The 25614-nt window shown below is 64.0% G+C and carries 31 protein-coding genes; 8 read left to right on the forward strand and 23 right to left on the reverse strand.

Annotation, left to right across the window (positions count from 1 at the left end):
- Window positions 1-43 precede the first annotated feature (43 nt).
- The 4 genes from holA to CAF53_RS07475 form a co-directional block, all read right to left on the reverse strand.
- Window positions 44-1081, reverse strand: coding sequence for a DNA polymerase III subunit delta (holA, locus tag CAF53_RS07460; RefSeq protein ID WP_100237719.1), 1038 nt, complete (start codon window positions 1079-1081; stop codon window positions 44-46).
- Window positions 1078-1587 (reverse strand): LPS assembly lipoprotein LptE, encoded by a 510-nt coding sequence (lptE, locus tag CAF53_RS07465; protein WP_046762059.1) that lies wholly within the window; start codon window positions 1585-1587, stop codon window positions 1078-1080. Before lptE ends, holA begins: the two co-directional genes overlap by 4 nt.
- Window positions 1588-1646: 59 nt before the next feature.
- The gene (gene leuS, locus CAF53_RS07470) at window positions 1647-4163 is read right to left on the reverse strand and encodes a leucine--tRNA ligase (protein ID WP_100237720.1); all 2517 of its coding nucleotides are present in this window, start codon (window positions 4161-4163) and stop codon (window positions 1647-1649) included.
- Window positions 4164-4246: 83 nt separating this feature from the next.
- Window positions 4247-4696 carry a DUF3576 domain-containing protein gene (locus CAF53_RS07475; protein ID WP_100238732.1) on the reverse strand — a complete coding sequence of 150 codons (450 nt, stop codon included), beginning with the start codon at window positions 4694-4696 and terminating at the stop codon, window positions 4247-4249.
- A 239-nt stretch (window positions 4697-4935) separates the two neighbouring features.
- Between CAF53_RS07475 and CAF53_RS07480 the strand changes: the two genes are divergently transcribed.
- The gene (locus CAF53_RS07480; protein ID WP_046762061.1) at window positions 4936-5667 is read left to right on the forward strand and encodes a hypothetical protein; all 732 of its coding nucleotides are present in this window, start codon (window positions 4936-4938) and stop codon (window positions 5665-5667) included.
- Window positions 5668-5848: 181 nt separating this feature from the next.
- On the opposite strand, the gene CAF53_RS07485 is transcribed toward CAF53_RS07480, so the two are convergent.
- Window positions 5849-6412 (reverse strand): thiamine phosphate synthase, encoded by a 564-nt coding sequence (locus CAF53_RS07485; protein ID WP_100237721.1) that lies wholly within the window; start codon window positions 6410-6412, stop codon window positions 5849-5851.
- Between the two features lie 22 nt (window positions 6413-6434).
- On the opposite strand from CAF53_RS07485, the gene CAF53_RS07490 reads away from it, so the two are divergent.
- The gene (locus CAF53_RS07490; RefSeq protein ID WP_046762589.1) at window positions 6435-7169 is read left to right on the forward strand and encodes a YggS family pyridoxal phosphate-dependent enzyme; all 735 of its coding nucleotides are present in this window, start codon (window positions 6435-6437) and stop codon (window positions 7167-7169) included.
- Here CAF53_RS07490 and CAF53_RS07495 read toward each other — a convergent pair.
- Both CAF53_RS07495 and pdeM read right to left on the reverse strand, forming a co-directional pair.
- Window positions 7147-9924 carry a TonB-dependent receptor gene (locus CAF53_RS07495; protein ID WP_100237722.1) on the reverse strand — a complete coding sequence of 926 codons (2778 nt, stop codon included), beginning with the start codon at window positions 9922-9924 and terminating at the stop codon, window positions 7147-7149. The genes CAF53_RS07490 and CAF53_RS07495 overlap by 23 nt on opposite strands.
- A 181-nt stretch (window positions 9925-10105) precedes the next feature.
- Window positions 10106-10771, reverse strand: a complete 666-nt coding sequence (gene pdeM, locus CAF53_RS07500) for a ligase-associated DNA damage response endonuclease PdeM (protein ID WP_100237723.1) — start codon at window positions 10769-10771, stop codon at window positions 10106-10108.
- A 64-nt stretch (window positions 10772-10835) separates the two neighbouring features.
- Here pdeM and CAF53_RS07505 point away from each other — a divergent pair, with 64 nt between their 5' ends.
- Window positions 10836-11675: a rhodanese-related sulfurtransferase gene (locus CAF53_RS07505; RefSeq protein WP_100237724.1), complete on the forward strand. Its 840-nt coding sequence runs from the start codon at window positions 10836-10838 to the stop codon at window positions 11673-11675.
- Here CAF53_RS07505 and CAF53_RS07510 read toward each other — a convergent pair.
- Genes CAF53_RS07510 through CAF53_RS07525 form a run of 4 tightly spaced genes read right to left on the reverse strand, consistent with a single transcriptional unit; the run spans window position 11672 to window position 13712 of the window.
- Complete coding sequence (locus CAF53_RS07510; RefSeq protein ID WP_046762065.1) at window positions 11672-11932, reverse strand: hypothetical protein; 261 nt, start codon at window positions 11930-11932, stop codon at window positions 11672-11674. The two genes, CAF53_RS07505 and CAF53_RS07510, sit on opposite strands and share 4 nt — an antisense overlap.
- 3 nt (window positions 11933-11935) lie before the next feature.
- Window positions 11936-12646 (reverse strand): YgjP-like metallopeptidase domain-containing protein, encoded by a 711-nt coding sequence (locus tag CAF53_RS07515; RefSeq protein WP_100237725.1) that lies wholly within the window; start codon window positions 12644-12646, stop codon window positions 11936-11938.
- Entirely contained in the window at window positions 12627-13052 is a 426-nt protein-coding gene (locus tag CAF53_RS07520; RefSeq protein WP_046762067.1) for a YcgN family cysteine cluster protein, read from the reverse strand. The genes CAF53_RS07515 and CAF53_RS07520 overlap by 20 nt, the downstream gene beginning before the upstream one ends.
- A 3-nt stretch (window positions 13053-13055) precedes the next feature.
- Window positions 13056-13712: an SCO family protein gene (locus CAF53_RS07525; RefSeq protein ID WP_197707378.1), complete on the reverse strand. Its 657-nt coding sequence runs from the start codon at window positions 13710-13712 to the stop codon at window positions 13056-13058.
- A 71-nt stretch (window positions 13713-13783) separates the two neighbouring features.
- Between CAF53_RS07525 and CAF53_RS07530 the strand changes: the two genes are divergently transcribed.
- Entirely contained in the window at window positions 13784-14383 is a 600-nt protein-coding gene (locus CAF53_RS07530; RefSeq protein WP_100237726.1) for an ankyrin repeat domain-containing protein, read from the forward strand.
- 87 nt (window positions 14384-14470) lie between these two features.
- On the opposite strand, the gene CAF53_RS07535 is transcribed toward CAF53_RS07530, so the two are convergent.
- The 11 genes from CAF53_RS07535 to CAF53_RS07585 form a co-directional block, all read right to left on the reverse strand.
- Entirely contained in the window at window positions 14471-14965 is a 495-nt protein-coding gene (locus CAF53_RS07535; protein WP_046762068.1) for an MmcB family DNA repair protein, read from the reverse strand.
- Window positions 14966-15067: 102 nt separating this feature from the next.
- On the reverse strand, window positions 15068-15715 hold the full coding sequence (locus CAF53_RS07540) for a cell wall hydrolase (protein ID WP_046762069.1): 648 nt from the start codon (window positions 15713-15715) through the stop codon (window positions 15068-15070).
- Window positions 15716-15893: 178 nt separating this feature from the next.
- Window positions 15894-16247, reverse strand: a complete 354-nt coding sequence (locus CAF53_RS07545) for a DUF1491 family protein (protein ID WP_046762070.1) — start codon at window positions 16245-16247, stop codon at window positions 15894-15896.
- A complete protein-coding gene (locus CAF53_RS07550; protein ID WP_046762071.1) occupies window positions 16237-16746 on the reverse strand; it encodes a PaaI family thioesterase in 510 nt (169 codons plus the stop codon). The genes CAF53_RS07545 and CAF53_RS07550 overlap by 11 nt, the downstream gene beginning before the upstream one ends.
- A complete protein-coding gene (locus CAF53_RS07555) occupies window positions 16706-17173 on the reverse strand; it encodes a PTS sugar transporter subunit IIA (protein WP_046762072.1) in 468 nt (155 codons plus the stop codon). Before CAF53_RS07555 ends, CAF53_RS07550 begins: the two co-directional genes overlap by 41 nt.
- A gap of 118 nt (window positions 17174-17291) precedes the next feature.
- On the reverse strand, window positions 17292-17888 hold the full coding sequence (gene raiA, locus CAF53_RS07560; protein ID WP_046762073.1) for a ribosome-associated translation inhibitor RaiA: 597 nt from the start codon (window positions 17886-17888) through the stop codon (window positions 17292-17294).
- Window positions 17889-17982: 94 nt separating this feature from the next.
- Complete coding sequence (gene dnaQ / locus CAF53_RS07565; protein WP_100237727.1) at window positions 17983-18675, reverse strand: DNA polymerase III subunit epsilon; 693 nt, start codon at window positions 18673-18675, stop codon at window positions 17983-17985.
- 45 nt (window positions 18676-18720) lie between these two features.
- Window positions 18721-19314, reverse strand: a complete 594-nt coding sequence (coaE, locus tag CAF53_RS07570; RefSeq protein ID WP_046762075.1) for a dephospho-CoA kinase — start codon at window positions 19312-19314, stop codon at window positions 18721-18723.
- Between the two features lie 19 nt (window positions 19315-19333).
- Window positions 19334-20155: a shikimate dehydrogenase gene (aroE, locus tag CAF53_RS07575; protein ID WP_100237728.1), complete on the reverse strand. Its 822-nt coding sequence runs from the start codon at window positions 20153-20155 to the stop codon at window positions 19334-19336.
- Window positions 20152-20745, reverse strand: coding sequence for a nucleoside triphosphate pyrophosphatase (locus CAF53_RS07580; RefSeq protein WP_046762077.1), 594 nt, complete (start codon window positions 20743-20745; stop codon window positions 20152-20154). The genes aroE and CAF53_RS07580 overlap by 4 nt, the downstream gene beginning before the upstream one ends.
- A 4-nt stretch (window positions 20746-20749) precedes the next feature.
- The gene (locus CAF53_RS07585; protein WP_046762078.1) at window positions 20750-21571 is read right to left on the reverse strand and encodes a pyruvate, water dikinase regulatory protein; all 822 of its coding nucleotides are present in this window, start codon (window positions 21569-21571) and stop codon (window positions 20750-20752) included.
- A 288-nt stretch (window positions 21572-21859) separates the two neighbouring features.
- On the opposite strand from CAF53_RS07585, the gene hemE reads away from it, so the two are divergent.
- On the forward strand, window positions 21860-22921 hold the full coding sequence (hemE, locus tag CAF53_RS07590; protein WP_100237729.1) for a uroporphyrinogen decarboxylase: 1062 nt from the start codon (window positions 21860-21862) through the stop codon (window positions 22919-22921).
- 14 nt (window positions 22922-22935) lie between these two features.
- A complete protein-coding gene (locus tag CAF53_RS07595; RefSeq protein WP_046762080.1) occupies window positions 22936-23376 on the forward strand; it encodes a CopD family protein in 441 nt (146 codons plus the stop codon).
- Between the two features lie 39 nt (window positions 23377-23415).
- On the opposite strand, the gene panC is transcribed toward CAF53_RS07595, so the two are convergent.
- Window positions 23416-24261 carry a pantoate--beta-alanine ligase gene (gene panC / locus CAF53_RS07600; protein WP_046762081.1) on the reverse strand — a complete coding sequence of 282 codons (846 nt, stop codon included), beginning with the start codon at window positions 24259-24261 and terminating at the stop codon, window positions 23416-23418.
- 109 nt (window positions 24262-24370) lie between these two features.
- On the opposite strand from panC, the gene CAF53_RS07605 reads away from it, so the two are divergent.
- Window positions 24371-25177 carry a division plane positioning ATPase MipZ gene (locus CAF53_RS07605; protein ID WP_046762082.1) on the forward strand — a complete coding sequence of 269 codons (807 nt, stop codon included), beginning with the start codon at window positions 24371-24373 and terminating at the stop codon, window positions 25175-25177.
- Window positions 25177-25614 carry a molecular chaperone DnaJ gene (locus tag CAF53_RS07610; RefSeq protein ID WP_100237730.1) on the forward strand — a complete coding sequence of 146 codons (438 nt, stop codon included), beginning with the start codon at window positions 25177-25179 and terminating at the stop codon, window positions 25612-25614. Before CAF53_RS07605 ends, CAF53_RS07610 begins: the two co-directional genes overlap by 1 nt.

Genomic DNA, 25614 nt, shown 5'->3' on the forward strand with positions numbered 1-25614 from the left:
CAGCAATATGGCGACGGCTTGTCGTGCGATCAAGCGATTAGGCTTATCGCTCCCGCGCCGCCTGCCGGGCAATGGCCAGCAATTCGTGGCGGACCATCAGGTCGCCCAGCCCCCGGCCCGATCGGCTGGCGCGCTCCGCCTGGGCGAGCCGCTGGATGACGCGGGCGATGCCGATGGCGTCCCATATGCGGACCTGACGGGTGACGACGCCCTTCTCCTTCCAGAAGACCGCCTTGCCCGCTGCCTCGACCGCGCCCTCCAGCCGTCCACTGTCATCGAAATCGGCGCGGATATTGGCGAGCAGCATAGCGCGGGTCAGCAATGGACGCAGGACCGCCGCCATCGCCGTCCCCGCCTCCGCCAGGCGGCCCAGTTCCCGGTGCATGCCGCGCAGATCGCCGCCCAGCACCGCGTTTACCAGCGGCGCGGCATCGGAATCGGGATTGTCGGCGGACAGGGCGTCCAGCGCTTCCTCGGTCGCCTCGCGCGGCCGGTCGGGGGCGGCGTCGAGATAGAGGATCAGCTTCTCCACCTCCCCCGCCATCAGCGTGCGGTCGCCATTGGTGAGGTCGGCGATGCGCCGCCCAAGGTCGGACGACAGGCGCAGGCCCCCTTCCCGCGCGATCGCGACGGCGATCTGCTCTGCCTCCCGCGCATCGGGCTGGTAGGAGGCGAAGGCCATCGCCTGCTTGTGGTCGAGCGCAAGTTTCAGCAGCTTGGACGTGCCCTTGAGCGCCCCGGCGATGGCGATGACGGGATTACCCGCCACCTCCGCCTCCAGCAGCGCGGTCACGGCGGGGAGAGATTCCTCGCCCATGCCGTTGATGCGAATCCACCGCTTGTCCCCGAACATGGAAAAGGATGCGGCCTCGTCCGCCAGCCGCGCCGGATCGTCGCGCAGCGTCGGCGGGTCAAGGTCGATCCGCTCCGCCTCCGGCCCCATGGCACGCTCCAGGCGCTTGGCAAGTGTGGCGCTGCCCGCTTCGTCGGGGCCGTAAAGCAGGAAGAAACGGCAATCGGCGGCCGATCCCTGGCCCGCTGCGTCGAGCGCCTTTTCGATCTGGCCGCGATTGGCCTTCAACGCGCCTTTTCCCGCGTCTGTTGCCCTTGGGCGAACAGCGCCAGCCGGTTGACGATCTGATCCGCGACCGTTTGCGACAGACGTTCGAGCGCCGTATCTTCCGCGGCGATGGTCGCATATTCGCTGGAGACGACGTCGATGCCGACATCCGATCCGGCGGTGTCGTCCAATATCTGTGCGCCGGTGGTGGAATCGATCAATTGATAACGGGCGCGCAAAGTCCGCCGCTCGCGGGTGACGGCGGCGTCGGAACGCAGACCGAAGCCGCTGATATTGTCGTCCAGCTTCACCACCAGCTTATAGCCCGGCCCATTGCCGCTCATCGCCGACAGCCGGTCATTCAACGCATTGCGCACCAGCCAGCCGCCCTTGCCCTCGATCGGTTGCACCTCGACAGCGCCCAGTGCGCGCGCGACGGCGCCATGGCTGCCCCCGCCATAGACGGGGCGGAGGCCGCAGGCGGAGAGGGACAGGGCGACGAGGAACAGGGGGACAGCGCGTTTCATCGACCAACCTCTAGCCGTTCGGGCCGCCCTTCGACAAGCTCAGGGCGAACGGTTCCTCGCTAGATGACAAGATTCACCAGACGATCCGGCACCACAATGATCTTTTTCGGCGTGGCCCCGTCCAGCGTCCGCACCACATTGGGCGCGGCGAGGGCAAGGCGTTCCAGTTCGTCCTTGGCCGTGCCCTTGGGAACGGTGATGGTGTCGCGCAGCTTGCCCATGACCTGGCAGGCGATGGTCACTTCATCCTCCACCAGCAAGGCCGGGTCGACGTCAGGCCAGGCGGCTTCCGCGACCAGGCCCTGCTCACCCATGTCCGCCCAGGCCTCTTCGGCCAGATGCGGGGTCATCGGCGCGACCAGCAGCGCCAGCGCCCGGACCGCCGCACTGCGGCTGGCCGATGGCTTGGCCTTTTCGACCGCGTTGGTGAGTTCGTAGATCTTCGCCACCGCCTTGTTGAAGGACAGCGCCTCTATGTCCCTGGCGACGCCGTCGATGGTCTGGTGCAGCTTGCGGTCGAGGCTTTTGTCCTGCCCTTCCGCGGCCTTGTCGGCCTCGCCGAACAGCCTCCACAGGCGGTTGACGAAACGCCAGGAGCCTTCGATGCCAGCTTCGGTCCAGGGCAGGTCGCGTTCCGGCGGGCTATCCGACAGCATGAACCAGCGTACCGCGTCCGCGCCATATTGGGCGATGATGTCATCGGGATCGACGACATTCTTCTTGGACTTGGACATTTTCTCGACCCGGCCGACCGTCACCGGCGCGCCGGTTCCGATCATCACCACCTTGTCACCCTGGCGCTCCACATCCTGCGGGGCGAGCCAGGCGTCCTCGGGCGACTTATAGGTTTCGTGCGTCACCATGCCCTGGGTGAACAGGCCGGTGAAGGGTTCTGCAAAGCCGATCTGACCCATATGCTGGAGCGCGCGGGTCCAGAAACGGGCATAGAGGAGATGCAGGATCGCATGTTCCACGCCGCCGATATACTGGCCGACAGGCAGCCATTTCTCGACCGTCTCGCGGTCGAAAGGCTTGTCCTTGGGCTGGCTGGCGAAGCGGATGAAATACCAGCTTGAATCCGCGAAGGTGTCCAAAGTGTCGGTTTCGCGCTGCGCCGCCTTGCCGCATTTCGGACAATCGACCTGCTTCCACGTCGGATGGCGGTCCAGCGGATTGCCGGGAATGTCGAAACTGACATCTTCCGGCAGCACGACGGGAAGCTGCTCCTTGGGCACGCCCACGGCGCCGCAATCGTCGCAGTGGATGACCGGGATCGGCGTGCCCCAATAGCGTTGGCGCGACACGCCCCAGTCGCGCAGGCGGAAGACGGTGCTGCCGGTGCCCCAACCGCCGGTTTCGGCACGACGGATGACTTCGGCCTTGGCCTCTTCCACGCCAAGCCCGTCGAGAAAGTCCGAATTCACCAGCTTGCCGGGGCCGGTATAGGCCTCCTCGCCGATACCCTTGTCCTCGTCGCCCTCGGCAGCGACGACCCGCTCCACGGCAAGCATATATTTGCGCGCGAAGTCGAGGTCGCGCTGGTCATGGCCCGGAACCGCCATGACGGCGCCGGTGCCATAGTCCATCAGCACGAAATTGGCGACGAACAGCGGCAGCTTGCGTCCGGTGAAAGGATGGATCACCGACAGGCCGGTGTCGTAGCCCTTCTTCTCCTGCGTCTCGATCTCGGCCGCGGCGGTGCCGGTCTGGCGGCACTCGTCGGAGAAGGCGTGCAGTGCAGCATCCTTTTCGGCCAGCGCCAGCGCGATCGGATGATCCGCCGCGATCGCCGCGAAGCTCGCACCGAAAATCGTATCGGGACGGGTGGAGAAAACTTCCAGTTCGCCGATCTCGCCGACCGGCGTGTCCAGCGTGAAACGGAATTGCAGGCCGACCGACTTGCCGATCCAGTTTTCCTGCATCAGCTTCACCTTGTCGGGCCACTGGTCGAGCGTCTTGAGGCCGCCCAGCAGGTCGTCGGCGAACTGGGTGATCTTGAGGAACCACTGGCTGAGCTTGCGCTTCTCGACCAGCGCTCCGGACCGCCAGCCCCGGCCGTCAATCACCTGCTCGTTCGCCAGCACGGTCATGTCGACCGGGTCCCAGTTGACCGCCGATTCCTTGCGGTAGACGAGGCCCGCTTCCAGCATGTCAAGGAACAGCGCCTGCTCATGGCCGTAATAATCCGGCTCGCAGGTTGCCAGCTCACGGCTCCAGTCGAGCGCGAACCCCAGTTTCTTGAGCTGCGCCCGCATGGTCGCGATATTGGAACGGGTCCAGCCGCCCGGATGCACATTCTTTTCCATCGCGGCATTTTCCGCCGGCATGCCGAATGCGTCCCAGCCCATCGGGTGAAGCACTTCATGTCCCGTCATCCGGCGGAAACGCGCCAGCACGTCGCCCATCGAATAGTTGCGCACATGGCCGATATGGATGCGTCCGGACGGATAGGGGAACATCTCCAGCACATAGCTGCGTGGGCGGTCGCTGCTATCGGACGCCTTGAACGTCTGCTTCTCGTCCCAGACGGCCTGCCAGCGGGCATCGGCCTCAAGTGGGTTGAAGCGCCTTTGCATGGATTGGTCCTCAAAAATGCATTCGGGCCGAGCTTTTGTGAAGCCCAGCCCCGTTGTTTCAACAAAATCGACGGAAAGGGGCTTTAGCCTGCAATCGCCATGCGGCGCAGATCGCGGGCCTTGGTCAGGATGATCTCTTCCAGCTTCTGCACGGTCGCGGCCTGCACCGGGGCGTCGACCCACTGGCCACCCTGGCTGACCTGACGGCTGGCGGCGACACGCAACGCATCGGCGCGCAGGTCCTGATCGAGGATCGAGACGGTCAGCTTCATCCGTTCGTTCGGGCTGTTCGGATTGGCGTACCAGTCGGTGACGATCACGCCGCCGTTCGAATCCGTCTGCACCATCGGCATGAAGGACAGGGTGTCGAGGCTCGCCCGCCACAGATAGGCGTTGACGCCGATGGTCGTGACCTTGGACGCGGCGAGATCCGCCTTGGGACGTTCCTTGGCCCCGCCACCGCAGGCGGCGAGCGGCAAAACAGCAGCCAGCAGCAGACCGGCGGAAAGGGGCGTGGAAAGGCGGCGGACCATCATGACTGTCCCATCAAACAAGAAAAACGCCTCGCTTCTATAGAGCAGCCGCGCCAATCGGCAAGGGGGAGTCGGGCGCACGCCAAGGAAGGCCCGTCACGGTTCGTCGCGGCGGCGAACGGGTCCTGTGTGTTCCGTGCAACAGCTCAGACAAAATAGTGGCGGCACTCTACCAATTTCAGAGTCTTGGATGTAGAAGAAACCACAGAAAACTAGTCGGTGGGGAAGAGACTCGTAACATGCGCCTGAAAAGGGGACATATAGCATTGGTGGGCTCGGCCGTCGCCGTCGCCGGCTTCGTGCTGTCTCCTGCCATCGGCGCGGCGACCGATCTCGTCCGGATGCGCGCTGACATTCCCGTTTCGCTCGGCGCGCTGGGCAGCATCTCCTCCTTCACGCCCACGACCAAGGATCCCCGCCTGGCTGCTGCCTATGCGAAGATCGTAGCGTCGGCGGGGCGCCAGAATTTCCGGTTCACCCCAACCAGCGGTTCGCTGAGCGGCCAGCGCTCCGTCACCGTGATGGTCCGCGCGGCCGATCTCAATGATCGCGTCGCTGTCACCCGGACGCTGGACCCGCTGAATATCGCGCCGGTCGCCTTCAGCCTGAACAGCGCGCATAACTGGCGCAAATTCGCATTGCCCGAGGCCGTCGGCCGCAAGGAACTGGACCCGGTTCCGGTCGAAATGGCGGGCGCCAGGAATTTCTCGCTGGATCAGGACAGCAAGAAGGACCGCTTCAGCACCAAGGTGCTGATCGAAAGCCGTCGCGAACCGGCTGCTACCCTTCGCAATCCCAATGCGGACAAGGATTATTCGCTGGATCTGGCCAGTTCCTATTCGCTGACGCGTAACCTGAACGTCACCGCCGGCATCCGCTATAATAACAGCTTCGCTGGCCGACTGACGCCAATGACCGACGACCGCCAGGATGCGCAGGCCGTCTATCTCGGCACGATCTTCAAATTCTAGGGAATTGAGGACCGTCAGGGTTCCGTTCGCTGGCCGGATTTAGTCTGGCCAGGAAACTGCGCTGTTCCCGTCACCCCGGTCCCGCTTTCTTCCGAAGCAGCGCCAGACCAAGGCAGCGGGACGCCGGATCAAGTCCGGGGCGACGAAAGGAAAGGGTCCGCTTCCCACCTAGACCCTACTATCATCGCGATTCGATCGACAGGCCATCGATTGCGGCCCAGCCGAAGGCGCCAATGCCCTTCAGCATCTGCCGATGCGTCGCGCGAACACCGCCCAACGCCATGACCGGCACAGGCGACAGCCGCGCCAGCGCCGCGAATCCCGCCTGCCCCAGCCATTTCTTCCCCGGATGCGAGCGCGTCGGAAATAACGGCGAGACAAAGATGAAATCCGCGCCGCCCTGCAAAGCTGCCTGCAATTCCCGCCTGTCATGCACCGGCATGCTGCGGAGGAGCGGGCGCGGACTCCTGCGCCTGTCGCGTCCATGCCAGCCGTCCGCCCGCAAGGCAGCCGCTTCCGCTGCGGTTCCGCCCAGCATCAATGTCAGACGGCGGCGGCGGGCGATGGAAGCCAGGCGATCGAACAAGGCCCTCCGTCCGACCCCGTCCGTGCCATAGTGGCGCAGCACTATTCCCGCCCGGCCCTTCGGCAAGCGCCGCGCCGCGGCCAACAGCGCCTCCTCCCCCACACGCTCATCGGTCATCAACCAGATGGTCGGCAATTTTTTGCGGTGGCGGGCCTTCATGAGCCTGCCTATAGCAGCCGCCATGACGACCGACACCATCGAAGCTGCCGAACGGCTGGCCGTTGTGCGCGAGACCATGAACCGCGCCGCGCGCCTGACCGGCCGCACCGCCGACGACATCATCCTGATCGCCGTGTCCAAGACGCAGGACGTCGACGCCATCCGGCCGCTGATCGCGGCGGGTCAGCGCGTCTTCGGGGAAAACCGCGTGCAGGAAGCGCAAGGCAAATGGCCCGCCATGCGCGAAGAATCCGCCGATCTGTCGCTGCATCTGGTCGGCCAGCTCCAGTCCAACAAGGCGGCCGACGCCGTCGCCCTGTTCGACGTCATCCATTCGCTCGACCGACCGTCGCTGCTGACCGCGCTCGCTCGGGCGATGGATGCGGCCGGACGCCGTATCCCCTGCTATATCCAGGTCAATATCGGCGCGGAGGAGCAGAAAGGCGGTTGCGCCATTGCCGACACGCCCGCCCTTATCCAGGCGGCCCGCGACGCCGATATCCCGCTGCTCGGCCTGATGTGCGTGCCGCCGGCCGGGATCGAGCCCGCGCCCTTCTTCGCGCTGCTTGCGAAAATGGCGCGTGAGGAAGGGCTTGCGCGCCTCTCCATGGGCATGTCGGGCGATTATGAAACCGCCATCATGCTCGGCGCGACCGACATTCGCGTCGGCACCGCCCTGTTCGGCGAACGCCCGGCCGCCGCTCGCCCGGTTCCGGCGAGCGGCAGGGGCATGATCAGAAACTCCCGCGCAACGTGATGCCGTAGGTGCGGGGATCACCCAGATAGGCGGAGATCAACTGGTTCGCCATGACATTGCCCGGCCGCCCGAACTGACCGATGGAGGATTGGTCGGGGCTGCTCGACTGAAGCGGGCTGCTGAAGGCGACCTGGGTATAATCCTGGTTGAAGATATTCTGGCCCCAGAATTCGACTGCCCAGCGCTGCTGCGGCCCACGGATGCCGACGCGGGCGTTGAACACCGCATAGCCGTCCTGCCGCTTTTCCGGGAACAGGTCGGAGCCGGTGTTGAAGTCGCTGCTCATGCGCCCGTCGACATAGAAGAGCGCCGACAGGCCGTTGCTGCCCAATGACGGCGTCCAGGATGCGCTGACCGTCGTCACGACCTCCGGCGCCTGGGAGTTGATCGATCCCGGCAGCAGGAACAGCGCCGGATCGAGCGGCACCGCCCCATTGCCGCTGCCGACCAGCCGGTTGGCGAATTTGGCGCGGGCATAGGTGAAGCCCCCGGCGAAACGGACGTTGCGCACCGGGGTTGCCGACAGTTCCAGCTCCACGCCCTGGCTGATCAGGCCCGGCCCCACGTCGCCGCTGGCGCAGGTCCGCGCCGTCGTCAGCGCGCTGTCGCAGCCGTTGATGTTCTGGACGACGAAGCTTGTGCCGTTGAAGGTGTTCAACTGGAAATCCTTGAACTCCTGCCGGAAGACGGCGATGTTCGCGCTCCATTTGGGCTGCGCATATTTCAAGCCCACTTCGAACGCGTCGACCTTCTCCGCGGCGAAGCGCAGGCTGGTCACGTCGGCATCGCTGCGCGGCGCGAACACGGCGGGCACCGGATTGAGGCCGGTCGATCCCAGTTGGAAGCGGTCCAGATTATAGCCGCCCGCCTTATAGCCCTTCGAATAGCTGCCATAGACCATCAGTTCGTCGACCGGCTTCCACGACAGGACGGCGGTGCCGGAGAATTGGCCGTCGCTCATCTTGTCGTTCAGATTGAGCGCACTGAGCCCCGTCGAGCCGTTGCCAAGGCAACCCAGAGTCAGAATGCCCCCTGCCAGCGCCGCCGCCCGTCCGAACAAGGGCTGGCCCGTCGCGGGATTGATGGTCGTCGCGATCTCGTACAGGTCGTTCGTCGCGCCGGGGGTTCTGGCCTGAAGCAGCGGGCAGATGCTGTTGTCGTTGTTGAGGTCCGCGCTGAACCGCTTGGTCTCATGCGTGTAGCGCAGGCCCAGCGTCAGATCGAGCCTGCTGGTCAGATGGACGATATTATGGGTGAACAGCGCCCAGTTCTCGCTCTTCTGGAAATAGCGGCTGTCGACATCGCCCACCGTGCCGGCGCTGCCAATGCTCGCCAACCGGGTGAGATTTCCCGTCAGGATCGGCACGAGCGGCGCGGGAAGGCCGCCATTGACAAGCGCCTGGCCAAGGCCGGCCAATCCCAGCGGCGAGGCGCAATTGGGCGCCAGCGCCAACAGCGCCGAGGGTTGGGCGTCCGCGCCCGCCATCAAGCGGCACGCCGCGAACCGGCCATAATCGGCGCCGAAGCGGATATTATCCTCCAGCGTCAGCTTCTCATGCGCATAATAGCCACCGACCAGCCAGTCGAGCACGCCGTTGAAGGCCGAACCCTGCGCCCTCAATTCCTGAGTGAAGGTCCTGAACTGGCGATAGGTATTGGGATCGCGATAGAGCAGGTCTGCGCCGCTATAGTCGTAATCGCCGTAATCCTGGCTCTTATAATCACGATAGGCGGTGATGCTGGTCAGCTTGGCGCCGCCCAGATCATAGTTGATCTCGCCCGAAACGCCCCAATCCTTGAGCTTGCTCACATAATCGCGGCCGGGCGTGATGGTGAGGTCGCGGTCATAGGGATCGGCGGCGAAGACGCTGCCCTGCCGGGACAGGATGGTGACGATGCGGTTGGACGGCGCGGTCCTGTAGCCCCCGCCCGCCAGCGGCAGCCGTTCGCGCGTCTCGATATAGGCGGCACCGCAGCAGCTTTCGTCGCGATGGGTATAATCCCCGATCAGGCGGATGGAGAGCGCGTCATTCGGCTCGAACAGCGCCTGGCCGCGCAGGAAATAACGGTCGCGGTCATTGGTGTCCCCAACCTTCTTTCCGGTCGTATCGATCAGGTCATAGAAGCCGTCCCGCTTCGACCAGACGCCGTCCAGGCTGAGCGCCAACTGGTCGCTGACCGGCCCGGTGATGCGGCCCGCCAGACGCCAATAATCATAATTGCCATAGGTGATCTCGGCCTTGCCCGCGAGCTTGAACTCCGGCGCCTTGCTGATGATGTTGATGAGGCCGGCCGAAGCGTTGCGGCCGAACAGCGTGCCCTGCGGCCCGCGCAGTACCTCGACCCGCTCGATCTCGCCCAGTTCGTTGAGGCCTGCGCCGGTGCGTGAGCGGTAAACCCCGTCGATGAACACCGCGACCGAGCTTTCCAGCCCCGGATTGTCGCCCACCGTGCCGATGCCGCGAATACGCGCCGATGCGTTGGCTTCCGTGCCCGTCGAGGACAGCAGAAGCGATGGCGCCAGTTGGTTCAGCGACCGGATGTCGGTGGCGCCGCTATTCTGCATCGCCTGCGCGGTGACCGCGGACACGGCGATCGGCACGTCCGACAAGGGACTGGCTCGCCGGGTGGCGGTGACGATGATCGTGGCGTTGTCCGGTTCAACAGCGGCGCCGCTGTCCTGCGCCCATGCAGCCGGAATGTTGCCCAATGCGACCATGCCGGCGGATATCAGCCAAAAGCTCTTCCCCTTCATATTATGCTCCTCTCCTCATCCGCACGATTTTCTCCACGCGTCGGACATGGGCGAATAATGCGGATATGGCATCACGAAGGCAAGATAGTCCTGTATTTTCGGATGTTTAACCGCCAATCGTGCCACGATTCTCATGACCTGTTACCTAGCAGCAACAGCTTAAATTAGCGTTTCCGTAGGGTCATTTCGGATTCAGTGGAAAACGCAGCAGCCGGTCCGCAACCGGCACCATCGCCATGGCGTCAGGACCCATGACCCGCCTGATTTCCCCATGCCCAGCATCAAGCCCGCCCGTCAGTGCGCCGAGTGCCGGCAGGATAAGCTTGGTTCGCGATCCCACGAAGCAACGCCGCGACACATGCCGCCCCCGCAGAGACAGGCGGAATTTGGGATGGAAATGGCCCGAAATCTCTGGGCGGGGATCGGTCGGATCAGCCTCATGCCGCAACCGGATGCCCTCCACCTGCATGTCCGTGCAGCGCCTGCCGCCCGGGGTTTCCGCCAGGGCCACGTCATGATTGCCGGTGATCCACACCCAGTCCAGCCGGCCGGTCAATATCCCAAGGCGCGCGCGCGCCTCCGCATCGAGCCGAGCCGCGCCATCGGCGTCATGGAAACTGTCCCCGAGCGACCAGACCGCCCGCGCGCCGGTCCGGTCGACCAATGCCTCGATCATGTCCATCGTTGCGTGGCTGTCGAGCGGTGGCAGGAACTGGCCGAAACGCGCGAACCAGCTCGCCTTTTCGAAATGCAGGTCCGCCACCAGCAACGCGCCTTGCGCCGGCCAGAACAGCGCGGCTTCGGGCAAAGCCAGAAACTCATGACCGGCGAACGAAAGGGGAACCATCGCCCGGCTATGCCCCCTTGGCTCCCCGCTTTCAAGAGGGCAGGCAAAGCGCTATGGGGCAGGCATGGCCGTTCCCTTCACCATTGCTGCGCTTTACCGCTTTGCTTCCTTTCCTGATCCGGACGCGATCGCGCGCGATCTGCGCCTGCTCTGTGCGGAGCTGCAAACCCGCGGCACGCTGATCGTCGCGGGCGAAGGAATCAACGGCACTGTCGCCGGAAGCGAAGCGGGCATCGCGGCGCTGGTGACGCATATCCGCGCCTTGCCGGGCTGCGCAGATCTCGACGTCAAATATGCCGTTAGCGAAGAGGCGCCCTTCGCCCGGATGAAGGTGAAGGTGAAGGCGGAGATCGTGACCCTGGGCGCGGGCGATCTCGATCCCGCCAACCGGGCGGGCACCTATCTCGATCCGGCGGACTGGAACGACCTGATAGCGGACCCCGACACGGTGATCATCGACACCCGCAACGCCTATGAAGTGTCGGTCGGCAGTTTCGAAGGCGCGATCGATCCAGAAACGCGGTCGTTCCGCGATTTCCCTGCCTGGTTCGACGATTTTGCCGAAAAACTGCGCGAGGAGGGCCGCGAACCTCGCATCGCCATGTTCTGCACCGGCGGCATACGCTGCGAAAAATCGACCGCGCTGGTGCGTGCCCGCGGCTTTGACGAGGTCTATCATCTGCGCGGCGGCATATTGCGCTATCTGGAGGAAATGCCCGAAACAGACAGCCGATGGCAGGGCGATTGCTATGTCTTCGACGAGCGGGTGGCGGTGGGCCATGGGTTGAAACCGGGCGATTACCTCACTTGCCGCGCCTGTGGCCTGCCCCATGCCCGCACGGTCGCGCATGATTGTCCCGCAGGAGCGACGGGCGCCTGGCCGCACAGGGGCCGGGAAGATTAGAGCGGGGTCTCGACCAGTTCCGCTATCTCGAACGCATAGCTTTTCCATCCGCGCATCCGGGCGCCCTCCGCCGCCGCGCCTCGTTTCCTTTTCGCCTCGGCCAGCGAACGGGTATGGCCCCAGAAGACCTCCGTCCTGCCATTTTCCAGTTCGGCAACGATCCGCCAATAATGGGTGAAGGGGTCGGCCGTCGGTCCGATGGTCTTCACATAACCGTCCGACATGGTGGCCGTCAGATAGCGCCTCTTCCTGCCCATGGCTCAGCCCGCAAAACGATGCAACGCCGTTCCATGGGCGCGCAGCCAGGCCCGCGCCGGACGCGGGTCCGCGCCCAAAATCCGCTTGTGCGCCGCATGAAAGGCGGGGCTGTGATCCATATGCAGCAGATGCGCCAGTTCATGCGCGACGGTCGCCCGGCGGACCTCCGGCGGGCAGAGGATCAGCCGCCAGCTATAACGGATCACGCCGCTGGAAGCGCAGCTAGCCCAGCGGCTGCGCGGATCACCGATACCGACCGATGCCACGGTCAGCCCATTGTCGCGTGCCATGGCATGGCTTTCTGTTTCCAGCACCGCCTTCGCCCGCATCCGGAGCCAGCGCAGCACGCGCGGTGCCACTGATTCCACCGCCCCGCCCAGCAGCAGCCGATCTTCCTCCAACCGGATCGTGCGGGACGCTCCTTCGATCCAACCGATGCGCACTTCCCTTCCCTCCAGCGGGAAGACGGCGCCGTCGCCCAGCATCACGCGCGCCGGTTGCCGCGCCAATTGCGATCGGACCCAGCCTTCATGCTCCTGCGCCCAGCCGAGCGCCCGCTGCAAATTCGCCCGTGTCGGCAACGACAGCCTGAGTTCCCCGCGCGCATGGTCGAGCGACAGCCGATAGGCCTTCGCCCGCGCCGACCGGCAGACCCGCACCGGGACGGCAACGCCGTCGATCAGGATCTCCGGGTCAAAGTTCTCGATCGACAAGGTGATTTTCCCAATCCCCCGCATCCGCCTCGGCAATGGTCCAGCCGCGCACGGACTCCCTGGCTCGATGCACCGCTTCCCGGTCGCCGCAGATCAGATAATGCCATTCCGGCAGCGGCTTGCCCTCACCCCGCAGCCGATAGGCGCAGGTACGCGGCAACCAGCTTATCGTCCTCACCTTGGCTGGCGTCAGGCGCACGCAGTCAGGCACGAAGCGGCGCCGTTCCTTGTAATTGGTGCATTGCCCGCTGTGCCGGTCAAGCAGCCGACAGGCGACATTGGTGGGATAGATGCGCCCCGTATCCTCATCTTCGGCCTTGTGCAGGCAACATTTGCCGCAGCCGTCGCACAGCGCTTCCCATTCGGCGCGGTCAAGCTTGTCGAGGGGCTTTTCCCAGAAGTCCAACCGTCACTTCACCCATTTTTCGAGGAAGGCCGTCACCTTGGCGGGATCGCCCTCATCGGCATCCGGCGTCCCCGGATCATCCACCGGCACCAGCGCGACCGGCGCGCCGTCGGCATCGAACAGATAAGGCGTACGGCTGTGACTGACCAGATAGCCGCTCGCCCCTTCCGCCTTTTCCTTGTTGTAGAGCACGACGAAATCCTTCGCCACCTTGGCGATCTCGTCAGGCGTGCCGGTCAGGCCGATCAGGCGAGGGTGGAACGCCGCGACATAGGTCTTGAGGACGGCGGGCGTGTCGCGCTCCGGATCGACGCTGATGAAGATCGGCTGGACCTTGGCGGCCAGGGCCGGCTTATCCTTCTCGAACTTCGCAAAACCCTGCGCGATGCGTTGCAGATCGACGGGGCAGACATCCGGGCAATAGGTATAGCCGAAATAGACGAGCCGGTATTTGCCCTTGAAATCCTCCCATCGGACCTTCTTTCCGTCCTGATCGGTCAGGGTGAAGGGCGCGCCGATGCTTGCCCCGTGCAGATCGCCCTGAACGCTCCCTTCCCCGCTTGATGCATTGCCGCCCGGCCCCATATTACAGGCGGCCAGCAGGGCGATCAGCGGCAGGACGAGCGAAATCAGAGCTTTGTTCATGGCGCCGCCAGCCATGCCCTGCTATGGCCCGATTTGCAAATCCCAACGGGGCTATGGACAAAATGACAGGATGTTTTCCGGCTTGGATGGGCGTTGGCCGCGCCGCCGCTCTGGCCCTGGCGCTGCTGTCGCCGGTCGCGGCCCAGGCGCAGTTTTCGGACAATTACAATTTTCTGAAGTCGGTCAAGGATGCCGACGGGCAGAAGGTGACCGACCTCATCCAGAAGCCCGGCTCCACCGTCATCAACAGCCGCGACGTCACCACGGGCGACACCGCGCTGCACCTGGTCGTCGCCCGGCGCGACAATACATGGCTGACCTTTTTGCTGGCCAAGGGCGCCAATCCGAACCTGACCGACAATAATGGCAATACCCCACTGATGGATGCGGTGCAGGCCCGTTTCGAGGAAGGAGCGCGCAGCCTGCTCACCTATAATGCCCAGGTCGACAAGGCCAATGGCAGCGGTGAAACCCCGCTGATCCGCGCGGTGCAGCTCCGCGATGTCGGGCTCGTCCGGCTGCTGGTGGCGCAGGGCGCCAATCCCGACAAACGCGATTCGATCGCCGGTATGTCGGCACGGGACTATGCAGAGCGCGATTCCCGCACGCCGGGGCTGGTGGAGGCGCTGAGCGCGGCCAAGACCGTGACTGCGCCCAAGGGCCCGGTACAGGGGCCAATATTCTGATTTCGGCCCGTTTCTGACCTTGCCAATCGCGTCACTCCGGATCAAGTCGGGGGTGACGTGCAATGGAAATGCCCGCCCTCACCCGCGCTACCAGCCCAGTTCCGCCGCATGATCCGGGTCTGTTATCGCCGTCAGCCGCCGCGCCGCGCGCCTGGCGAAGCGCAGCGTTTCCGCCTTGCGCCGCGCGGCGGCCAACGGTTCCATGGGCGCCGGCCGTACCAGTTCGGCGTCATATTGATCCGCGACGATCAACCCCGTCCGTCCCGGCCATAGCGCTTCGCTTTCAAACAGCGACAGGTCGAAACCCGACGGCACTGCCCAGAAATAGCGGTCGCAATAGTCGAAATAATCCGGCCATTTCATATCGCCGAGCAGGTCGGCGCGGCTGCACTTGATTTCCACGATGGTGATCCGCCCCGCCCCATCCAGCGCCATGATGTCGGCACGCCGGCCATTGGGCAGAGGCACTTCCAAAATCCCGCTCATGTCGTGCCGGAAGAACAGGCGCAGCGTGCCTCGCGCCACGGCCAGCGCCGTGCCGTCGGTCAAGGGTGAGCAACTGTCGGAAAGATCGGATTCCATTCCCGGTTCTTAGAACAGGAAGGGAACAAAAGAAAAGGGCCGATTCGGCAGACAACCGAACCGGCCCTTCTTCACCCCCTTCGCGCCTGGCGCGAAAGCGCGTCAGCGATAGAAGATATGATTGTCGATCGCGGCGAGCTGGCGCTTGCCCCAGCCCGGCGAAACGCGCCGCGCGTGGAAATAGAGCGCGCCCTCAGCCTTGCTGTCCCAGCTATCGTCCATCGCGATCTGGGCGATGGCGACGGCTTCGCGCCAGCTTTCGCTACCCAGCCGGATCGACGGCATACCATTGCCGCGCACGAAGCTGAACTGACCCGGCTGGTAGACGACGCCGCACAGGCTGTCGGCGAAGCGGCCGGATTTGGCACGATTGATGATGACGCGGGCAACGGCCAACTGGCCTTCAAGGCTTTCGCCCTTGGATTCGAAATAAACGGCGCCGGCCAGGCACTTCATGTCGCCTGCGACATCCTCAGGGGCGCCTTGCGCATCCACGAGGGCGGCGAGATTGTCGGCCTTCACATCGTCGCTGTTGGAAAGAGGGGCCAGCGGCTGCGCGATCTCGCGCGGCGCGGCAAAAGTGACGGCAGGCTTGACGCCGGCCGGAGCTGCATTGAGCTCAGTGATCCCCGGAAGGGACGTGACCGATGGAGCAGCTTCTGAAGCGCTCGACATGTCGGCCGCAGTGACCGCCGCGGTGGCGGAAAGGGCAAATGCCGCGATGATCGCAGCCTTGAGACGGAAACTCATTATAACTCAAAATCGTGCGGTTCTTGGCCGGGGACGTCAAAAAACCCCAAAATACACCGACGCCCGGCCGCCCCCCGTCTGCGTGTTTACCCGCATCCGCCCCCCATGGACGAAATCGGCAACCTGCGCGTTGAAAGCGTCGGAGGCCTGTGCCCGCGCGCGGAAAGTGAGTCAACGGTTAACAGATCGTTTCAGCGGCGAACCGTTCCGCATCCGCGATATCAAGCTCTATGACCCACAGATCGGGGTCCGAACGTCGCCGGCGCGCAAGATATTGCGCCATGGCCTCAGCGCCCTTTTCCGGCTCCGGACCGCAACGGGTGAGGCTATAGCCGCCCGCAAAGTCAGAAACGCGCTCGAAGAGGCCGAGTTCCCGTCCTTTTTCAAGCGCTTGAATCAGGATCGAACCGCTGATTTCATCGCCCTTGACGAGTATCGTGATAAAGCCGCCCTCCGCAGCGCTGCGCCGCAGCAGAATGCCGACCAGCATCGCGCTGGTCAGCCGAGCGCCGGTCGGTCGGTCAGGCGGCATAGCCCGGCAGCGAAGAGAGCGGGAATTGCGACCGCATGAAAGTACCAGTGCCGCGCCCGACCTCCTCGCCATCCGCAGCGATCAGGCTGGCTTCGGCCACATAGACCCGCCGCTTGCCGCTGATCCATCGCCCTTCGGCCCGGATGCGACCGGGTCCGATCGGCCGGGTGAACAGCAGGTTGAAGCTGGTCGTCAATAGGAACCGGTCGCTGACCAGACTGTTGGCGGCATAGAAGGCCGCATCGTCCAGCATCTTGAAATAAACGGTGCCATGTACCGCGCCGGCAGCATGAAATTGCGTTTCATCCACGTCGAAATGGATGACCGATCGACCTTCTTCCGGAATGGTCAGTTCCGACCGGAACAGCAGGTTGATCGGCGCCGATCGATAGAGTTTCTCCAACGCCCGGAAATGCGCCGCCTCACCGCTGGGCGAGGAGCCACCGTCAGGCCCGGGATCAAGCTGCGTCACGCGCCTCGCCACCCGCCAGCAAGGCATGGAGCGCCGCGGTCGACTTGGCACCGCGCAGACGCGCCACCTGGCCTTCGTCGCGCAGATAGCGGGACACGCGAGCCAGGGTCTTCAAATGCTCCGCCCCGGAGTCGATCGGCGAAAGCAGGGCGAAGACGATATCCACCGGCGTTTCGTCGACTGCGTCGAAGGCCACTGCCGGATCAAGCAGTACGACCACGCCGCACATCTTCTGGAGATCGGGAATCTTGGCATGGGGAATCGCGACACCGCCGCCGAATCCCGTCGAACCCAGCTTTTCGCGATCGGTCAGCGCCTCTGCGACCAGATCGGCGTCAAGGCCGTAGGCTTTCGCCGCAAGCGCCGCAACCTTCTGAAACAATTGCTTCTTGCCGTTCACGGAAAGGGCCGTGCCCAATGCATCCGGTGCGACGATATCGTTGAAATGAACCATGCCGTATCCCAGCCGAGCCGCGCCCAGCTTCGGAAAATGACGCAATGCCCGGATCTTTAAAGTCCGGCCCCATAGGCCGCCAGCCGATCAAGGTCAACCAGCGGCCAAGGGAACGCTATCAGCCCAGGCGGGGTTCCACCCAGCCAATGGTGCCGTCATGCCGGCGATAGACCATGTTGTAGGCGGCTGTCCCGGCGTTGACGAACAGCAGCGCGTTCGTGTTGCGCAGGTCCAGCATCATGACCGCGTCCGACACGCTGGCTTCGGGAATGTCGACACGGGTTTCCGCCACGATCAGGGGCGCATCGGCCGGTTCCTCTTCATCGGCCAGGGAAGCGAAAATCGTATAGCCCGCGCCATCCAGCTCTTCGGGGCCAAAACCGTTGGAACGACCGGATTCGGCAGCGGCGGCCTGCACGCTGCGATCCTTCAGGCGGCGCAGATAGCGGCGCAACTGCTTCTCGATGCGCTCGGCGGCCTGTTCGAAGGCGGGATGGGCTTCCTGCGCCTCGCCCGCCCCTTTCAGGATCAGGCCGGTCATGACATGGCAGACGATGTCGCAATGGAAGGCGCCGTGCGGGGCCGGCCGGAATGTCACCTGGGCGGAAAGCGCGCGGGAAAAATATTTCTCGGCCATGGCCTCCAGACGGGTCCAGACATGCTCCTTGAGCGCGTCACCCGTATCGACCTGATGCCCGGAAACACGAATATCCATATGCCTTCTCCTTATTCTTGCCGGACCGCCCGGGATGGCGCCCCGGTCGGCATGGAGGCTTGAAGGCAGTGCATCCCCGAAAGGATGGCTGTAATCAGGCCTCCTCCAGCCAGAGCGGCTTGTCCAGCGTCGCGACGAACGCAGCGTGCCTCTCCAGCTCCTCCGCGCTGGCCGTAAAGACGCGCACGGGACGAACAGGGCGAACCGCGGCTTCCGCCGCAAGTTCCATATTACCAACGAGTTTCTCTTCCTCCTGTGCAAGACCAAGGCCGATCTGACGGCCGCCGGTCAGTTCGATGTAAAGCTGGGCCAGCAATTCGGCGTCGAGCAGCGCGCCATGCTTGATGCGATGGCTGCGGTCGATGCCATAGCGGGTGCAGAGCGCGTCCAGGCTGTGCTTGGCGCCGGGGTGAAGCTGCCGGGCGATGGCGACGGTGTCGATCATCCGGTCCATCGACACTTCGGGCAGGTTGCACAGCTTCAACTCATGATTGAGGAAGCCGAAGTCGAAACGCGCATTATGTGCGACCAGATGGCTGTCCTCCAGAAAGTCCAGCAATTCCTGGACGCCATGTGAAAACAGCGGCTTGTCCCTCAGGAACCCGTCGGACAGCCCATGCACGGCCTCTGCCGCCGCGGGCATCGCCCTTTGCGGATTATAATAAGCGTGGAAGGTACGGCCCGTTAGCACCCGGTTGAGGAGTTCAATGCACCCTATTTCGACCAGGCGATCGCCTGAGGCAGGGTCGAAACCAGTCGTTTCGGTGTCGAAAATAATCTCGCGCATCGCCCTCTTCAACGACTCTTTCCGGCCAACCTCACCGGACCTCCCTTATCGGACTCTCTTTGCGCCAAGGCAAGCGACCAAGCGGCGTACCTGGAAACGCGTCTCGGCGAAGGTCGTCCCCGTGTGGATGATATAGTCCGCCCGCCGCCGCTTTTCAGCATCGGGTATTTGCAGATGGACAATCCGCCTGAATTTTGCCGCGGTCATGCCCGGCCGGGCCAGGACTCGCTTGCGCTGCTTCCAGGCGGGCGCCGTCACCACGATGACGCCCGCCAGCTTGCGATAGCCATGGGTCTCGAACAGCAGCGGAATGTCCAGCACGACGAATTTTCGCGACCGATGACGGCGCAGAAATGCCTTGCGGCTCTGTTGCACGGCGGGATGAACGATGGCTTCGAGAGCCTTCAGTTCCTGCGGATGACCGAAGACCGCCGCGCCCAGCTTCCCACGGTCGACACCCTTGGGGCCGGTGGTGCCGGGAAAGCGGGCCTCTATGGCGGGCAGCAGCGCCCCGCCCGGCCCCTGCAACCGGTGCACTTCGGCATCGGCGTCGAACAAAGGCACGCCCTCGCGCCGCAACATGGCGGCCACGGCCGATTTGCCCATGCCGATGGAGCCGGTGAGGCCGTAGATCTTCATGCCATAATCTTCATGGATATCAGGCGGCGAGCAGCAAGGCGCGCAATTCTTCGTCCCGTTCGCGCGGCGCCTCGGCATCGAAGAAGATGTCGAAGGCCAGGGCAGCCTGCCCGATCAGCATTTCCAGCCCATCGAGGGTCCTGAGACCCCTTGTCCGCGCCGTCTTGAGCAATTGCGTCTCCAGCGGCGCATAGACGATGTCATAGACGGTCGCGTCATCAGCCAGCGGTTTGAGGTCCAGGTCCAGCAGCGGTTGCCCCACCATGCCGAGCGAACTCGTGTTGACCAGCAGGTCGGCTTTGGGCAGCGCATCCGTCATGCCGATCACCCGGCCCTTGACCCCTGCGCGGTCGAGCAACGCCTGCCCTCGCCCCGCGTCGCGGGCCATGACGGTGATGTCGGGCACGCCCAGACTGGTCAACGCGAACAGGATCGCCCGCGCCGCACCGCCCGCGCCGACCAGCACCGCGCTCTGCCCCTTCCACTTGTCGCGCAGCAGCGGCTGGAGGAATCCGCCCGCATCGGTGTTGGTGCCGATCAGCGGTCCGCCCGTTTCGCTCGCGATGGTGTTCATCGCCCCGATCCGCTCGCGCACGCCGCCAGGATCGTCGGTATAGTCCATCACCGCAATCTTATGCGGAATGGTGACATTGCAACCCAGCCAGTCGGGATCGGCCCGCCGGGCGAGGAAATAGACGGGCAGGCCTTCGCTGGTCACATGGGTCTTCTTATATTCCGCCTCTATCCCCAGCGCATCGAGCCAGAAATTGTGGATCATCGGCGATTTGCTGTGTTCGATCGGATCACCGATCACTTCGGCATAAGGGAGCTTGTCGGTCATGACGCCAGAACGCCCCGGACGCGCAGAAAGTCAAGCAAAGGCAGCAGCGGAAGGCCCTGAATCGCGAACTGACTGCCTTCCACCTTCGCGAAGAGCTGCGCGCCTACCCCCTCGATCCGGTAACAGCCGACGCACCAGCGGCATTCTTCCCAATCCGCGTCGAGATAGGAGGCGATGAAAGCGTCCGACAAAGGCCGCACCGTCATGCGAACGCGCTCGATATGCCGCCAGATCGGCTCGCCATTCAATGCGATCACTGCCGCGCTGTGCAGATGATGCACCCCGCCCGAGAGCAGTTTCAATATCCGCTCGGCATCGGCGCGGTCGAGCGCCTTGTCGATCATCGTCCCGTCCTCCAGGCTCAGAGTCTGGTCGCAACCCAGCACCAGCCCGCCCGGCACCCGTCGCGACACGCGCAACGCCTTCAGCTCGGCCAGCGCATCGGCCAGTTGCCGGGCATTCAATCCATCGGCACGCAGCGCTTCCTTGGCCGCTTCCTCGTCGACGCCGGGCGACAGCGCCTCGAACGGCACCTGCGCCGCCTCCAGCAGCGCCCGGCGGCTCGCGCTTTGCGATGCCAGCACGATCATGATTTCAGGCTCCTTCCGCCAGCACGCGGTCGTTGAACAGGTTGATGATGGCCGCCGCCGCTTCCTCGATCGAGCGGCGGGTCATGTCGATCACCGGCCAGCCATTGTCCGCGAACATGCGCCGGGCGAAGGCCAGTTCCTCCTGCACCTTCTCCAGATCGACATAGCTGGTCTCCGGCGCCTGATTCAAGGACAGCAGCCGGTTGCGGCGGATCTGCACCAGCCGTTCCGGGCTGACGGTCAGGCCCACCACCATCGGATGCTTCAGCGAATAGAGGGCGCGCGGCGGCGGCGACTGGATCACCAGCGGGATATTGGCGGTCTTGTACCCGCGATTGGCGAGGTAGATGGAGGTCGGCGTCTTGGACGCGCGCGACACGCCCGCCAGGACGATATCGGCCTCCTCCCAATTTTCATGGCCCACGCCATCGTCATGGGCGATGGTGAACTGGATCGCCTCGATCCGGGCGAAATAGGCTTCGTCGAGTATGTGCTTGCGGCCGGGACGGTTGCGGGTTTCCTGCCCTAATATGTTGGACAGCGCATCGGTCACGCTGTCGAGCGCCGCGACATGGGGCAGGCCCAGCGCCCGGCAGCGCGTTTCCAGCCGCCGGCGAAGCTGATGGTTGGAGAGGGTGAACAGCACCAGACCCGGATTGGCGGCAATCTCCTCCATGATCCGGTCGAGATGGAGGTCCGACCGCACCATCGGCCAGAAATGGCGCACCGCCTCGACATTCTCGAAGGCGCCGATCGCCGCCTTGGCGATATTCTCCAGCGTTTCGCCGGTGGAGTCGGAAAGCAGGTGGAGATGGATACGGGACATGAAGCATATCTCTGTGGGGAGGCTGTGGATAAATCAAGGCATAGCTTGCGGGCAGAATCAGGCACTTATCGCCATCCTCGATTCCAGAAATCTTCTCCACAGCCGGCCAACAGACGGAAATTCCTATCCACAGACTGTGGATAATGGGGATAAGCGGACTGACTCGGACCGGAATCGGCCACCGCAGGGAGTCAAGTTGTTGGCAAATCCGGGCACAGCGCATAAACCCCGCTGCCAACCGCCCCACTATCTCCATCATCCTTTTTGAATCTAAATATAAGAGAGTTTATGACGGGACCTGATGCCGGCCTTTCGAACGGCCCGACGCCCAAGCCCTTGCTTTCCGTCCTCAAAGGCGCGTGTCCTGCGGTGCCGCCGATGTGGTTGATGCGCCAGGCGGGCCGTTATCTGCCCGAATATCGCGCGTTGCGAGCCGAAAAGGGCGGATTCCTCGAACTGGTCTATGACAGTGCGGCGGCGGCGGAAGTGACTCTCCAACCCCTGCGCCGGTTCGGGTTCGACGGCGCGATCCTGTTTTCCGACATATTGATCGTGCCTTATGCCATGGGCCAGCATCTCTGGTTCGAGGCCGGGGAAGGCCCGCGCCTGGCGCCGATCCTGGCCGAGACGGACCTGTCGGCCCTGAAACCCGATTTCAGCCGCTATGAGGCGATCTATGAGACGGTCAGGCAGGTCAAGGCCGCGCTGGACCCACAGGTGACCTTCCTGGGCTTCGCAGGCAGCCCCTGGACCATCGCCACCTATATGGTCGCGGGTCAGGGCAGCAAGGATCAGGGCGCGGCCCGCCGCCTCGCCTATCAGAATCCCGAAAAATTCGATGCGATCATCAATGCGATCATCGACGCCACCGTCGTCTATCTTTCCGGACAGATCGAGGCCGGCGTGGAGGCCGTCCAGCTTTTCGACAGCTGGGCGGGCAGCCTCGCGCCGCTGGAGTTCGAGCGCTGGGTGATCCAGCCCAACCGGCGGATCGTGGATAAGCTGAAGGCGATCCATCCGGAGATTCCGGTGATCGGCTTTCCCAAGGGCGCGGGGGCGAAGCTGGCCGATTATGCGACCGGGACGGGCGTGGATGCGATCGGCGTCGACGAAACGGTTGACCCGCACTGGGCCGATCGCGCGTTGCCGAAGGGACTCCCGGTGCAGGGGAATCTCGATCCGCTGGCCCTGATCGCGGGCGGCAGGGCGGTCGAAGAGGCCGTCGACAATATCCGTTCGGCCTTCGCCGGACGGCCACATATCTTCAACCTGGGGCACGGCATATTGCCCGACACCCCCATTGATCATGTCGAAGCGCTGCTTAGCTATGTGCGCCGGGATCGGCCATAGCGGGAGACTGAACGATGCCTTATCTGGGAGCAGCCTATTTGTGGGTCAAGGCCGCGCATGTCATCTTCGTCATCTTCCTGATGGCGGGCCTGTTCATGATGCCCCGTTTCTTCGTCTATCATCAGCAATGCCCGGTCGGGTCGGATGAGGACCGGAAGTGGATCGACCGTGAACGGCGGCTGCTCAAGATCATCCTCAATCCGTCGATCATCCTCGTCTGGGTGTTCGGCCTTATGCTGATGGTGGAGATCGGCGCCTGGCATTTCGGATGGTTCCACCTGAAGCTGCTCTTCGTGCTGGGCCTTTCGGGCTATCATGGCTGGATTGCGGGCTATGCGAAGAAGCTGGCCAAGGGGTTGCGGCCGCTGAGCGAGAAGCAGTTGCGGCTGCTCAACGAGATTCCCGGAATCGCCGCCGCGGTGATCGTGATCGCGGTGATCGTGAAGCCGTTTTGACAGGGTCGTCATTCCGGCTTCCGCCGGGATAACGGGCCGTCAGACCGGATCGACCGGAATATTGTCGATCAGCCGCGTCTTGCCGATCTTCGCCGCGCCCAGCAGCCTCGCCGGGCGGTCCAGCACCGTCATCGGTTCCAGAGTCACCGCGTCGCACAGCGTCACATAATCGATTGGGTCGAAGCCATGCGCGGCCAGCAGCGCGATCGCCTTGGCGATGGCAGCTTCGACGGTGGCGCCCCTTTCCATCTGCCGCGCCGCTTCGCCCAGGGCGCGGGGCAGAGCCAGCGCATCCTTGCGTTCTTCCTCGGTCAGATAGGCATTGCGGGAGGAAAGCGCCAAGCCATCCTCCGCCCGCTGGGTTGGCACGCCGACGATCTCGATCGGAACGTCCAGATCGCGGACCATCTGCCGGATCACGGCGAGCTGCTGATAATCCTTTTCGCCGAACAGCGCGACGTCCGGACGGACCTGGTTGAACAATTTCGTCACCACGGTCGCCACGCCGTCGAAATGCCCTGGCCGTGCTGCGCCGTCCAACCCTTCGGTCACGCCGGACACGGAGATGTTGGTGGCATAGCCGGCCGGATACATGACTTCGACCGTGGGCGCCCAGAGAATGTCGACTCCGGCTGCCTGCAGCATCTGCGCGTCCTTGGCCTCGCGCCGAGGATAGGCATCCAGATCCTCGTTCACGCCGAACTGGCGCGGATTGACGAAGATCGACACGACCACATGCCGGGCATGGCGCCGCGCTTCCTCGACCAGCGCCATATGCCCGTCATGCAGCGCCCCCATGGTGGGCACCAGCGCCAGCGGCTTTCCGTCATTTTTCAGCGCGTCGACGGCGGCACGGAGAGAGGGCAGGTCACGGAGAGTTTGCACGACGGGAGTGGCTCCGATAAGGGCATCAACAGGGGTACATCCTGCTAAGGCACGGCCGGCTGGAACGGTCAACTGACATTGCGACAATCAACGGGGTTATCAAGGTCCGATGGCGAACGCCCAAACGCATCATATCGTCTTCGCCAATGAGAAAGGCGGAACCGGCAAGTCCACGACCGCCGTCCATACAGCCATCGCATTGACGGTGCTGGGTCACCGCGTCGGCATGATCGACCTCGACCCGCGTCAGCGCACCATCACCCGCTATATGGAAAACCGCGCCGAAACCGCGCGTCGGCGCGGCATCGACCTGCCGACTCCGGACTTCGCGGTGTTCCAGGGCGACAGTGTCGAGGCGCTGGAGGAACAGGCCGCCGCCGTGGCGCAGGGCAAGGATTTCCTGGTGGTCGATACGCCCGGCCGCGATGATGATTATGCCCGTCACATGGCCGCCCGCGCCAATACGCTGGTGACTCCGATGAACGACAGTTTCGTCGATTTCGACCTGATCGGGCAGGTGGATGCGGAAAGCTTCAAGGTGAAGCGCCTCTCCTTCTATTCCGAGCTGATCTTCGAGGCCCGCAAGACCCGCGCCAAGGCGGACGGCGTGACCATCGACTGGGTGGTGCTGCGCAATCGCGTCCAGCATCATGACGCCCGCAACAAGAAGCGGGTTGGCGACGCGCTGATGGAACTGTCCCGCCGCGTCGGATTCCGCGTGATTCCGGGCCTGTCGGAGCGCGTGATCTTCCGCGAACTCTTCCCCTCGGGGCTCACCCTGCTCGACAAGGGGCATCTGGGTGAACTGGGTGTCAGCCATATTGCGGCACGGCAGGAACTGCGGGAAATGGTATCGGGCCTTGCCCTCCCCGCCCGTGATGAAGTGGCGCCGCTGGATCTGCTCGGCGCGGCCTGATGGGTCTGCTTGCCTTGGCTTTGGTCGGGCTTGCGGCCTGGCTTATCTGGACGGGACGACTGCAACGCATGAGTGCACGGGATGGCATGGCACTGGGCACGGCCCTGGTCGGCGCGATTATGGCGGCCAAGGGCAAGCCGCTGATCGGCGCGCCGCTGCTGGTGGGCGCTACGCTGTTCTTCTTCGCCAAAAGCCAGCCCGGCCGGAAAAGGTCCGGACCGGGCAAGCCGGCTCCGCAACCCCTTTCCCCCCAGGCGGTGATCGACGCGCGCGAGCTGCTGGGCGTCGGGCCGGATGCGGACGCCCATGCGGTGCGCGCCGCGCATCGCCGCCTGATCGCCTCGGTTCATCCGGACAAGGGTGGTACGGAGGCGCTGGCCGCCCAGATCAATGCGGCCCGCGACCTGCTGATCAAGGACATGTCGCAACGCCACTGA

The sequence above is a fragment of the Sphingobium sp. LB126 genome (assembly GCF_002795205.1).
Taxonomy (GTDB): domain Bacteria; phylum Pseudomonadota; class Alphaproteobacteria; order Sphingomonadales; family Sphingomonadaceae; genus Sphingobium; species Sphingobium chungbukense.